11 protein-coding genes are annotated in these 12,534 nt (G+C 58.6%); all 11 read left to right on the forward strand.

What is annotated here, in order from left to right:
• Positions 1–59 precede the first annotated feature (59 nt).
• Positions 60–2,237, forward strand: a complete 2,178-nt coding sequence (locus QLH52_RS17280; protein ID WP_319962373.1) for a phage tail sheath family protein — start codon at positions 60–62, stop codon at positions 2,235–2,237.
• Between the two features lie 21 nt (positions 2,238–2,258).
• Complete coding sequence (locus QLH52_RS17285; protein WP_033157779.1) at positions 2,259–2,720, forward strand: phage tail protein; 462 nt, start codon at positions 2,259–2,261, stop codon at positions 2,718–2,720.
• 15 nt (positions 2,721–2,735) lie between these two features.
• Positions 2,736–4,235 (forward strand): hypothetical protein, encoded by a 1,500-nt coding sequence (locus tag QLH52_RS17290; protein WP_319962374.1) that lies wholly within the window; start codon positions 2,736–2,738, stop codon positions 4,233–4,235.
• The gene (locus QLH52_RS17295; protein ID WP_192376405.1) at positions 4,228–4,740 is read left to right on the forward strand and encodes a phage tail protein; all 513 of its coding nucleotides are present in this window, start codon (positions 4,228–4,230) and stop codon (positions 4,738–4,740) included. Before QLH52_RS17290 ends, QLH52_RS17295 begins: the two co-directional genes overlap by 8 nt.
• Positions 4,737–5,996, forward strand: coding sequence for a CIS tube protein (locus tag QLH52_RS17300; RefSeq protein ID WP_319962375.1), 1,260 nt, complete (start codon positions 4,737–4,739; stop codon positions 5,994–5,996). The genes QLH52_RS17295 and QLH52_RS17300 overlap by 4 nt, the downstream gene beginning before the upstream one ends.
• Before the next feature lie 13 nt (positions 5,997–6,009).
• Positions 6,010–6,177, forward strand: coding sequence for a hypothetical protein (locus QLH52_RS17305; RefSeq protein WP_171697448.1), 168 nt, complete (start codon positions 6,010–6,012; stop codon positions 6,175–6,177).
• 409 nt (positions 6,178–6,586) lie between these two features.
• Positions 6,587–7,633 (forward strand): phage late control D family protein, encoded by a 1,047-nt coding sequence (locus QLH52_RS17310; protein ID WP_319962376.1) that lies wholly within the window; start codon positions 6,587–6,589, stop codon positions 7,631–7,633.
• Positions 7,630–8,271 (forward strand): phage baseplate assembly protein V, encoded by a 642-nt coding sequence (locus QLH52_RS17315; RefSeq protein ID WP_319962377.1) that lies wholly within the window; start codon positions 7,630–7,632, stop codon positions 8,269–8,271. The genes QLH52_RS17310 and QLH52_RS17315 overlap by 4 nt, the downstream gene beginning before the upstream one ends.
• Positions 8,272–8,277: 6 nt before the next feature.
• Positions 8,278–9,942, forward strand: a complete 1,665-nt coding sequence (locus QLH52_RS17320; protein WP_319962378.1) for a hypothetical protein — start codon at positions 8,278–8,280, stop codon at positions 9,940–9,942.
• A 2-nt stretch (positions 9,943–9,944) separates the two neighbouring features.
• Positions 9,945–10,340 (forward strand): GPW/gp25 family protein, encoded by a 396-nt coding sequence (locus QLH52_RS17325; RefSeq protein ID WP_319962379.1) that lies wholly within the window; start codon positions 9,945–9,947, stop codon positions 10,338–10,340.
• 19 nt (positions 10,341–10,359) lie between these two features.
• Positions 10,360–12,531 carry a putative baseplate assembly protein gene (locus QLH52_RS17330; RefSeq protein ID WP_319962380.1) on the forward strand — a complete coding sequence of 724 codons (2,172 nt, stop codon included), beginning with the start codon at positions 10,360–10,362 and terminating at the stop codon, positions 12,529–12,531.
• Positions 12,532–12,534 lie beyond the last annotated feature (3 nt).

Raw genomic sequence — 12,534 nt, forward strand, 5'->3', positions numbered from 1 at the left:
ATCCATGAGTTGAGTTCGTCCTTTAAACGCTGGTCCACATAAAAATTAAGGAGGGGAGCATGCCTGAATATCTTGCACCGGGTGTGTTTGTAGAAGAAGTTAGCTTTCGCGCCAAATCGATCGAAGGGGTGGGGACCAGCGTCACGGCGGTGGTCGGTCCTACCCGTTTCGGACCGTTGCGGGGCAATCCCGAGGTAGTGACTAGCTTTGGCGAATTCACCCGCATCTACGGCGACATCCAAAATCTGACGCTGGCCGGCGCATCGGTGCTTAACCATACTGCGATTGCCGCGAAAGCCTTTTTCGACGGCGGCGGCAAACAACTCTATGTGTCGCGGGTCGGCAATTTTCCGCAAAACGCGCCGGGCATATCAACGCGGTCCGTGCCGAATGTGTTGAGTTTCAGCAGCCGCTTTCCCGGAGCGATGGGCGATTTCACGCTGGAACTCCTGTGGCGCGATAGCGAAAATCTGTTAAAGACCGAGGCCACTTCGGCGCCCGCCGAAGGCGAAGTGGTGTTTTTGAATGCCACCGGCCTGACCAACGCGGTGCGCTCGGCGGGCATCGCCGCGCAATTCCCCGACGAACGCTTTCCTTTAAATATCCGCGCCCTGGTGCGCCGGGAAGGCGATCATTTCGTCATCGTCAATAACCGCTGCGAACTGGATACCGCCGACGATGTGGCGGCGGGCGGTACCGCCTTGCGGCCCAACGGCCAGGCCGACGGCAGTCAGGGCGTATTGATGACGGCCGGTTTGGTAAACGGTCCGGGCGTTGCAGTCAGCTACACCCGGGTGTTTGCGAAAAATCCCAGCAGCGGGTCCTTGGCTAACGGCACGTCGGCGGTGTTAACCCTGAGCGCGGAAACCAACTTGTCGGTGTATACCGGCGCGGCGCATTGGGGCACCCTGACCGCGCTGCGCGGTACGCTGAATGCGGCCGGCAGTGAGTTTGTGGTGGACGGCGGCGGTTTGAATGTGGGCGTCAATGCCGACATCACCTTGCCGTTGGCGGCTTTGGCTGCTGCACCGAATACGGTGCGGGCGGTGGTGGTGCAGCGCAACTTCGATATTGCCGTACATGCCGGCGGCCGTGACGGCCCGGTAATTTACAGTTACGGCGACATTTCCAGCGCCCCCGATGCAAAAAACAGCCTCAGCGCCATAATGCCCGTGACGCCGGACAAGCGTTACGACCAATTGACCAGTCCGGTCAGTTGCACCCTCAGCCCCGGTATCAGCGGCGCCGATGTGGTGGCAGCCTTGTACAGCTTGTTCGAGTCGGATGGCTTAAATCCCGGCCCCATGTCGGTTCAAGGTCCGCGTTATTTGATTAATCTGTCCGGTGGCAGCGACGGCAACGTGCCCGGCGCCGTGCAATACGGCGGTGTGGAAGACGAGGTCAACGGCAGCAGCGGTTTCGTGGCCTTGGAAAATATCGAGGATGTTTCCATCGTGATGACCCCGGCTGCGGCGGCAGACGCCACTAATCATCAAGCCATCGTCGCCGAGGTGCAAAAACACTGTCTAAAAATGCGTTACCGGGTCGGCATCGTCGATAGCCGCGACGGCATGGCGCTGTCGGAAGTGCGCGAGTTTCGTTCCAACTTTGACGACTCCAGGCTGGCACTGTACTACCCCTGGGTGGTCATCGCCGATCCGCGCGGCTTGCTCAGTACTATCAACGTACCGCCGTCCGGCTTCGTCGCCGGCGTCTATGCCAATACCGACGTGCAGCGCGGCGTGCACAAGCCGCCGGCCAACGAGCCGGTGATCGGCGCCTTGCGCTTTGCCCAGGAAATCAATCGTTTCCAGCAGGAATTGCTGAACCCCAACGGCATCAACTGTCTGCGTTCGTTTCCGGGACGCGGGCATCGGGTTTGGGGCGGCCGCACTTTGTCCAGCGATCCGGAATGGAAATACGTCAACGTCCGCCGCTACTTTTTGTACCTGGAGCGTTCCATCGACAAATCCACGCAATGGGCGGTGTTCGAACCGAACGGCGAGCGCTTGTGGGACAACATTCGCCAGACTGTGGAAAGCTTTTTATACAACGAATGGGTCAACGGCCGGCTGTTGGGTAGCGCCAAAACCGCTTATTTCGTGCGTTGCGACCGCAGCACGATGACCCAAAACGATCTGGACAATGGCCGCTTGGTCTGCGAAATCGGCGTGGCAGCCTTGAAGCCGGCCGAATTCGTGATTTTCCGCATCGGCCAAAAAACCGCCGACGCCTGAACCCTGGACTGGAGATAAACCATGGCTACATATCGCGAAACGCCCTATGGGGTGTTCAATTATTTGGTCAACCTGGGCGACGGCAGCGAAGGCGAAGTGCAGGGCGGCTTTTCGGAAGTGTCCGGTTTGAATGCGGAAGTGACCGTAGCGGAATACCGCAACGGCAACGACGCGGTGAATTACGTGCGCAAGATTCCGGCCATCAACAAGGCCGGTGACGTGACGCTGAAGCGTGGCGTGATCGGCGCGGACAATATTTACAGTTGGCTGGAGCAAATTCGCGGCGGCGATGTGACCGCCAAGCGCGATGTGGTGATCAAGCTTAAAAACGAAGATCCCACCAGCGCCAGCGCCGTGGTCACCTGGAAACTGGTCAGGGCCATGCCTATCAAATGGACCGGGCCGACCTTAACCGCCAAGGGCGGCAGCGACGTGGCGATGGAAGAGCTGGTGCTCTCGGTTGAAACCATCATCCAAAGCTAGCCGGAGCGACAGCGGATGGAATGGCTAGCGGGAGCGCGCATCGCCCTGACGCCACGGCCGGTTGAACGCCGGATCGCGGGGCTGGAAGCGGCCATGCTCGGCCATTGCCCAGGTCGGGTCCGGCTTGAGCGCCTGCTGCAATTGCCGGCAGCACTGGCGGACATGCGCGCGGTCGGATACGGTAAGACAGTCGATGACTTGCTGCTGGGCGCTTCCAGCGAGCTTTACCATCTACCGATACCCTTGCAGTCCAGCGCCGAATTTCACGACATTTTCCCGGATGCGCTTAGCGCCACCACACAATATGTCAGCCTGCTGGCTGGTAACAAAGCCTGGCTGGGCCTGGCGGTTGACGATTTTTTTGCCAACGGCGGCGAAAAACTCTGGGTGGTGCGGATACCCGAAAGCGCCGGGCAAGCCGGTTTCCTGCCTGTCGACAACACGCAATTGCACGATAATACGACGCTCCAGGGCTTGGCTTGTGTGCTGGTCATTCCGGCTTTGGGCGTGGTGGGTTTTCCGGATTTGGAACGCCTGCAAATTCCGCCGCGTCTGCCGGATATTCCCAGGGTGCGTCTGGAAAATAACGACCCGCAGTTTCTGCCTTGCACGCAAAATACCGATGACGATCACCGCGAACGCCGGTACAGCAGCGAGTTAAGCGATATGCCGCCGCCTTGGCAATTGCCGCAGGTGTTGCGCGGCATGCTGCAATTTATTAGCAGCCATCGGCCCGATCTGCAATGTCTGTTTACCTTGCCGCTGGCGTATTCCGGCGAGTTGGACAGCCCGGTGCTCGACCCGGCGGCGTTGAGTGCACTGGCCAGTTATCAAAGCAATCCGAATACGGCGCAAGCGTTGCGCTATGTGCAGTTTTTGTTTCCCTATCTACGCGGTCCGCGCTTTGCCTTGCATAGCCCGGTGGGTTTGATCGCTGGCCAGCAGGCGGCGGTGGCGCGTCGCGACGGGCCTTGGCGCTCAATGGCGGCCAAGCCCTTAAACACCGACGCTTTGCCTTACCCGCGTTTGTCAATCGCCCAAACGATTGGTTTACGCGATAAACCCGGCATCAGTGTGCTCAACTACCGCAACGCGGTTAGCGGCGGCGCGGAGCTCAGCCTTGATGACGAGCGCCTGGTGGTGCCGGCCTTGCCGGTCGCCGATTATCCGTTCGACGACCAGCGCTACGATGGTTTTCGCTCGGCGGAAGTGATGCGCTTCCTGGGCTTTTTGCGCCGACAATTGCAGGCCTTGGGCGAGCAATTGATCTTCAATCTGGATTATCGCGATCCCCGCCCGCGATTGCTGCTGGAACAGTTTTTCCGCCGCTTGTACAGCCAGGGTGCCTTGCGCGGCGCGTCCGCCGAGCAAGCGTTTTCGATTCGCGAATCGACGCCACAAGAGGGTGCGATGCTTTACGAGATCATGCTGGCACCGGCGTTTCCGATAGACAGGCTGTTTTTGACTTTTGCCAATCTGAACGGCGAATGGCGCTCGGAGGTGGTCGATGGCTGAAGTCAGCGAATTCGTCGCCTTTCGTTTCAAGGTCAATCTGTACAACAGCGACCAGAGCAGCTTGTTGTGCAGCGGTTATTTCAGCGAAGTGACTGGTTTTGAAGCGACGATGGAACCCAAAGTGATCAACGAGGGCGGCCATAATTGGGGAGAACATCACCGATCCGGGCCGACCAAATTCGCGCCGATTATTTTGAAACGCGGCGTCACCGACATCAACGATTTATGGTCCTGGTTCGACATTACCACCCGCCAGGCCAACTACGGCTACCGGCTGAGCGGCGAGATTATCGTGTTCGGCAATCCCAGCGTCAGCGGCGGCAACGTCACCGATAACGCCGTGCTGGTTTGGAAACTTAGCGGGGTGTTGCCGACCAAATTCAAAGGCCCGGATTTGTCGGCCACCGCCAGCCAGGTAGCCATCGAAGAATTGCAGCTGGTGCATCAAGGCTTGGAATTGCAAAGGCCGGCGCCGGCCAGCACCCAAGGCAGGGGGACGGCATGATCGCCATAGAACGCGGCAAACTAATTCCAGTTAACGGCGACAACGATAGTCCTGATTTGGATAATGCCATCGATGTGCAATTTAACCCGTCCAGCCTGAAAGTCAGCCTGTCCAACACCTTGAAAGAAAACGCCCGCAACGGCAACAGCCGCTCGGCGCAGTTTGTCGATAAAAGCTCGTCCAATCTGACTATAGAGTTGATTTTTGACACCACGTATATCGAAGCCCCCGGCGGCGCAGGCCAGGGTAGCGGGCAGACGGCCAGCAATGCCGGCAGCAACAGCAGTTCCAAGAAAACCATCGAACAGGGTTCGGATGTGCGGCTGGAGACTAAAAAAATCGCCGATACTTTTATCAAGCCGGTAGAAGACGGCAAAAAAATGAAAGCGCCTAAGCGCTGCTTGTTTCAATGGGGCGCGTTCGAGTTTTTGGGTTTGGTGCAAAGCTTTGACGAAACTCTGGATTTCTTTTCCCCGGAAGGCCGGCCGTTGCGGGCTACAGTGTCCTTAAAGCTCAGCGAGGACCGCTACCAGTTCCGTAACCGCGCTGTCGAACAAGCCGCCCGCAATACGCCCAGCTTGAGTTCCACCGGTGCCGGGCCGCAAGGCGGTTCCGGGCAAACGGCCGCGCCGGTGCCGGGCACTAGTGGCGAAGGCGCGGGCAATTGGCGCGATACCTCGCTGTTTAACGGCATAGAGTCGCCCAGAATGCCGTCGCTATCGGTGGTGGCTGTGCCTAGTCTGAGCCTGAGCGCTTCGGTGGGGATTAGCGGCGGCGTAGGATTTGGGGTGAGTGCTGGCGTCAATATCAGTGGCGGAGTCAGTACCAATGTTTCGGCAAGCTTGTCTGCTTCGGTCAGTGTTGGTGGTAACACAGGCGGCAGCATTGGCGGTAATGCCGGTGCGGTAAAGGCAGCGCAAAAACCGGTGCCGCCGGCCAGTCCGGCGTTTAAATTCGGCAATTCCGCCAGCCTAGGTACCGGCATTGAAGGCGCGTTTAGCCCGGCTGGAAAAAAGGGCAGCTTGAATGCAGCCAACATTCAGACAGGCAGTGTGCCGCTAAGATTCGATACTGCGCAAACCTGGATTGGTGGCGTGCAAAACGGACAAGCGGTAACTGCGGCGACCGGTGGGAGACCCTTATCAACAGCCGCAGCTAACCAAGCCGGTTCGGCAACTGTGACTCGCAAAAGCAGTGGCGTATCGGTAAGCAGTTTATTAAAAGCTGCCGCCGACAGTGGCGTTGGTTTCGATTGAGTGGGAATTACAAATGCCGGTATTGATAGACGAAGTGATATTGGACGTGCAAGACGGCGTCACCGAAGCCGCCGAGCAACAACCGGCCGCGCAGCAGACGCCGTTGTCGCCGGCGGAAATCGAGTTGACGCAAATGCTGGAATTGATCAGGCAGCGGCAGGAGCGGTTGAGGATTGATTGAATAGATGTGGGTGAGTGAGAGATTTGGTAATGAAGTTTTATATACCCTCACCTTAGCCCTCTCCCGGAGGGAGAGGGGATGTGTCGAAGGGTTTTAGGAGGCTTTGAGTGGTGGAAGGGTTTCCTTCCCGTATGCCGCGCCGAGCACCGGAGCTTTTGAACGGATCCGCCCGTAGGGGCGCCGCATGGATGCGGCGCGTTGCCGAAGGGGCAGGAGCCCCTTTAGGCAACCCCGTTCAAAAGCTTCGGAGCGCAGGGAATAAGCGGCATCCGGGTCGCCTTTTCTTTGGATACTTTCTTTTGGCGACGCAAAAGAAAGTATCGCGGTTGTCGGTCCGCGAACCGACATTAGAAAAACCGTCGCGATAGCGACACATAATAATTAAACGACAATAAACAAGAACAACACTATGCCCGATTCAGCCTTCACCAGCTCCCGCCCAACGATCAAGATCGACGGCGAAAAACGCGAAGATCTGCAACAGGCCTTGCTGGCGATGCAGGTTAATCTGCCCTTGCACGGCTGCGCGCATGCCGAATTGCAGCTGTCCAATTGGGGGAGGCCGGAAGGCGGGCAAGACCCCGACTTTACTTTGAACGACATTGCCTTGGGTGCCGGCGTGGAAATCGAAATGGGCAGCGACACTCCGCAACATCTGTTTAGCGGCGAGATTACCGCCATTGAAGAAAGCTACGGCGAAGGCGCGCCCAACATCGCGCTGCTGTTGCAAGACAAATTGCATAGACTGGCGCGCAGCCGGCATAACCGTAGCTTTGAAGATCAAAGCCCGGACGAACTAGTGCAAGCCATCGCCGGCGAGGCGGGCCTGCAAACCGATGCGTCGTTGTCTAGTATCACCGCCACCTGGCATCAACTCAACGAAAGTGATTTGGCCTTTCTGCTGCGCATCGGCAATCGCTTTGACATAGCTGTGCGCTTGGAAGGCAATACGTTGCGGGCTAAAGTTGAAGAAGCCGATCCCAGCCCAATCGAACTGAGTGCCCAGGACAGTGCCTTGAAAGTGCGCTTAATCGCCGATTTAAATCATCAACCGCTCAGCAGCCAAGTCAACGGCTACAACCTGGCGAGCGCCGACCCGGTGGATTTTACGGCCGACGCAATGACGCCGGCGCCCACCGGCACCAGCGCGGCGGCGGCTTTAGGCAACCTGAGCTGGCCCGGTGCCGAAATTGTCCCGCAGCCCTTTCCCGGCACTAGCAGCGAAGCGGAAGCCTATGCCAAGGCCGCATTCAAACGCCAAGCCAAACGCTTTATTCACGGCGAAATTGTTTGCCAAGGCGAAGCCAGCCTAAAACCTGGCCGCGAGATCGAGTTGGACGGTGTATCGCCGCGCCTGAAAGGCCGCTACCAGATTGTGCATTGCGTGCATCGCTTCGATAACAACAGCGGTTTCGAGACACACCTGAAAGTCAACAAAGGCGGGTGGCAGTCATGAATAGTCACGCCTTAGGTAATCTGCACAGTTTGCAACTTGGGCAAGTCACCGATAACGCGGACCCGGATAGCCGTGGCCGCGTCAAGGTGCGTTTGCTGGCGACGCGGATGGAATTATGGGCCAGCGTCGTCGCACCGTCAGCCGGTCAGGGTTACGGCGCTAGTTTTGTGCCGCGCCTGGAAGAAATTGTGGTGTTGGCTTTCATCACCCCGGAAATGCCGTTGGTGCTGGGCAGCGTCTGGGCCGGTAGCAGTAGCGTGCCGGCAGAGGCCGATCCGCAGGAAGATCATTATGTGATCCGCACCCCGCAGGAAACGGTGTTGGATTTTGACGACGGCAGCGGCCCGAAAGTGGAGTTGCGTACCCGCTCCGGTTACAAGATTTCGATAGACGAAGCCGGCGGCGGGGAAATCGTTATCGAGCGCGCCGACCAGAGCGTTACGCTCAACAGCAGCAGCATTGCGGTGCGCAGCAGCGGCAGCGTCACGGTCGATGCCAGCACAGTCACCATTAACGCCAGCATGGTGACGGTGAATGCCAGCATGTCCAAGTTCAGCGGCGTGGTGCAAGCCGACACCGTGATCGCTACCTCGGTGGTGGGCAGTTCCTACACGCCGGGCGCCGGCAATATTTGGTAAGGGATTATGAAAATAGAGCAGGCGCTGCATCCGCTTAAATTGAAACCGCCGTTTTATCAGGAGGGCGGACAATGCGGCTTGCATCGATATCTGGATGCGGAGTTTATTAATCGGTTCAAGCAGGACATGCAGCGTCGCCAGTTCGATTTGCCGCAGTTCAGCGCCTGGCAGCAGGAGGAGCGTCATAGCCGCCACGGCCAGCAGCCTGTTTTACGACTACCGCTGCATCGGGCTTTTCATATCGTCAGTTGCGAAGTGGTTTGCGACCGCTTCGGCGAGCCGGCGCTGGATCCGCAAAAAATCAGCTCGGCCGGCTTCGTGATTCGCCGGCTCAGTGGTGGTCGCGAGCAGGCCTGGATGCTGGAAGACGGCGAAGCCCTGGGCTGGCAGGACGCGCCCAGCGAACTGCGCGACCCTGATCTGCATCGCCGGCTGTGCGCCAACGGCGTGCTGCTCAAACGCGATGATCAGGCGGCCTATAGCGGCGAGGAAGTGCATCCCTTGCATGTGTTAAAAACCAGCGATGCCAACCGTAAAACCCACACGCTGTTGTTCGGTTATTTGCCGCTCGGCGGTTTTTATTATCTGCGCGATGTCAGCCAGGCGTTTGATAGCGCCGATCAAGCGCAAACCGCCAGCATCGCGGCGGCGATGTTGCCCTGGCCGTTCGGTTATCGGCAACCGCTGAATCAAACCTGGCTAAACGAACACAGCAAGCCGTTGGCGCAAGGCCTGCCCAGCAAAGGCTTTTTTGAACTGCTGAGAATGCTGGTCAACCGCTATCACCTCGGCGAAGCCGGCATTGCCGAGAACACCGCGCTGGAAAATAAAGCGCAGCAACTGTGGCTGTACGACGAAGCCAAACTGCCGGTCGGTTTGCAAGGCCAAGCCTACACCGAAACCAGCCAGGGCTTGTTCGCGCCGTATCGGCAACAAACCTTTTACAGCTACCTGCAAGCTTGCTTTGCTTTGGGTGGCGATAACCCGTTGGTGCGCTGGTTGATTCAACAAGAACAAGCGATAGACGTGGTCGGCGGGCTGGACAAACTGGCGGCATTACCGGCCTTGCCGAATGCCAATGGCGTCGGCAACCTGAGTTTGACGCTGTTGCTGCTGGCCGCCGATGCCCAGGAAATCCGCGTGCTGTTGGGGCAACGCCTTAGCGACCAAGCACTGAGTAAGGTCAAGGAAATCCCCTTGCCAAAATTCGCGCAAAATGCCGGCGATGTTTATCAAGTAGTGGCCTTTGTGCGCGCCAAAAACCAGCTCGGCCAGGAACAGATTCAATGGGCCAATGCAGACACCCGCAGCATACCGTTTCGAGTCGCCGCGCCCTTCGATCCGGACGCCAGTCGGCCGGCGTTGATTCAGATGCCATCGCTGGCTGATTTGCGCCGTGGTCTGGCCAAGGGCGCGGCGATGATCACGCCCGCCGATACTTTCGATTTAATGAACAAACTGAAATTGAATAAGGGCGCCAGCGAAGACACGGTCAAAGACACGTCCGGCCCGGACTTTGGGATTCAATGGATTTGTTCGTTCAGCTTGCCGGTGATTACGCTGGTGGCGATGATCTTGTTGATGATCATGATTTCGCTGCTGAACATCGTGTTTTTCTGGCTGCCGTGGGTACGGATTTGCCTGCCGTTTCCAAAAATCAAGGGAGATTAAGCATGCGCACGCCGGTACCGGAAATTTTGAGTTGGCCGCTGGGCAATATCGGTGCCGACGGCCGCTTGAGCTGGACCCGCGACGATCAGAGCATCCGCGAGGTGATGTTGAATATCCTGCTGACCCGGCCCGGCGAACGCTTGCAACGCCCGACTTTTGGTGCCGGTTTATTAAACTTCGTGCATCAACCCAATAACGAAACCACCCGCCATCTGATTGCCGGCGTGGTGCGCAAATCGCTGGAGACCTGGGAGCCTAGAGTGGAAATCGACGAAGTGCAAGTGCAGGCCAGTCCGGCCAGCGTCGCCGATGTGCATATCAATATCCGCTATCGGCTGCGTAACAGTCAGCGCCCAGCGGAACTGGGATTCACGCTAAACCTGAGCTTGCCGGCTTGAGGTTGCAAGAGAGGCCGTTATGCCATTACCGGTACCGAATTTAGACGACAGACGCTTCGAGGATTTGGTTGCCGAGGCCAAGGCCCGGCTGGCCAGCCATTTGCCGGAACTGGCGCAGATTGCCCCCGGCGACCCGCTCAACAGCTTTGTGGATTTATTCGCCTGGCTGACCGAAACCATTTTGTACCGCGCCAACTTAATTCCGGAACGCCAGCGCCGGGTGCTTTTAAATTTATTGCAAATTCCGGTGCGCGCCGCTAGGCCGGCCAAGGGCATAGTCTGCGTCGATGCCGGACCGACCAGCGTGTTGCCGGCGGCATTATTGGCGGACGGCAGCCAGTTGCGGGCCGGCAAACAGATTTTGACGGCGGTCGGCGAATTGCAACCCACCTGCCTGAGCTTACAAGTGTTGATCAAACAGAAGTTGGAGGCTGCCGATCTGGCCGCACTGGGTTTGACCTTACAGGACTTGCAGGAGCAGTACGGTTTGCGCAACGGCCAACGTCCCGAGCCGTTTCAACCGCGCCGCTTCCAGCCGGTTAAGGAAGTGCTGGATCTGACCGGCAGTCTGGATCGCAGCTTTTACCTGGCCTGCATCGCCCCCCGGCAGCTGGAAGGCCAGATTGCCTTGCTACGCAGCCATCTGGCCGGCGTGGCCTTCAATATCGGCATCGCGCCCGCCGACAATCTGGACGGCGACGCGATCAACGAACTGAATCCGCGCAAGCTAATCTGGGAGCTGGTGTCCACCGGCGAGGCCGGAGAAACGATTTATCTACCCTTGGATGTGCTGGCCGACAGCTCCAAAGGCGGCCGGCAAACCGGCGTGCTGCGCTTGCGCTTACCCAAAAATCCGGCGCTGTTTCAGGCGTTTGTACCGACCGATCCGATGTTCAGCGGTGTCGGCGATAGGCCGCCGGAATTGGCCGATCAAGTCGAAGCCGGCCGCGTGGCGTTTTGGTTGCGCTTGCGTTGCCCGGAACATCCCACGTTACAACTGGGCTACCTGGCGCTAAACGCCGTCGATGTGCTTGCGCAAGGCTTGCAGCAGGATTTGCTGGTGGGTATGGGTACCGGCCAGCCCGATCAGGTGGTGGTATTGCCTGATCAGAATATCGAGGCCGCGACCTTGCAACTGGATGTTGAGGAAAATGGTGCCTGGGTGCGTTGGCAACAGGTGGCTTTTCTTGCCGGTCAAGCCGCCGATGCCAGGGTGTATCGGCTCAATCCGCAGTCCGGTTACGTGTACTTTGGCGACGGCACGACCGGGCGCCGGCCGCCGTCGGGTAGCCGGATTCGTATTGCGGCTTATTTATTTGGCGGCGGCATCGCCGGTAATCTGCCCGCCGGTAGCATCAAGGAAGTGGTGAACGGCAGTTCGCGTTACAAGCTGCGTCACGAATGGCCGTTAAGCGGCGGCATTGATGCGGAAACGGTCGAGCAGGCGGAAAAGCGCATCCCGCAATTTCTGACCCATCGCAACCGGGCCGTTACGCAACAGGATTTCAAAATCATCACCGAAGCCAATCCCGTCAATCCGGTGGCCCGCGCCGAAGTATTGGTCGGTTTTCTGCCCGGCGCCAGTATCCGCGCGGCGCGCGACGGCGTGTCGGGCGTGGTTAGCGTGTTCGTGCTGCCACCGGCCGAACCGGCTGTGGGTCACACGCCCAAACCTAATCAGGGCTTGTTGAAGGACGTGTTTGCCTACTTATTGCAGCGGACCATGGTCGGCACCGAGCTGTATGTGTTAAGCCCTGAGTTTGTGCCGATTGCGGTCAGCGTGAAAGTGCAGGTGCGCGACATTGAAACCGAGCAACAAACCTTGCGCGATGTGCAGCAGACGCTGCTGGAATACCTGTGGCCGCTGGCACCCGGTGGCGCGCGCGGCGCGGGTTGGCCTTTGGGCGGCGCGGTGCGCGCCAACGAATTATTGACCCAGGCGGCGCGGGTGGCCGGGGTGCAGGCCATCAATGCCTTGAGCCTGTTTCAGCGCGGTAGCCAGGGTTGGCGACGATTGTCCGCCGACGAGCCGGTCAATTTAACTCAATACCAGTTGCCCGAGCTGCTGGGCGTGCGCGCCGACAGCGGTTCCGGCACACCGGCCTTGCCGGACGGCATCGGCTTGCTGGAAGGCCAAACCCCGGACGATAGTTTGGGTGTCGCGGTACCGGTGATACCGGACATTTGTTGAGGG

The sequence above is a fragment of the Methylomonas defluvii genome (genome assembly GCF_033949435.1).
Classification (GTDB): domain Bacteria; phylum Pseudomonadota; class Gammaproteobacteria; order Methylococcales; family Methylomonadaceae; genus Methylomonas; species Methylomonas defluvii.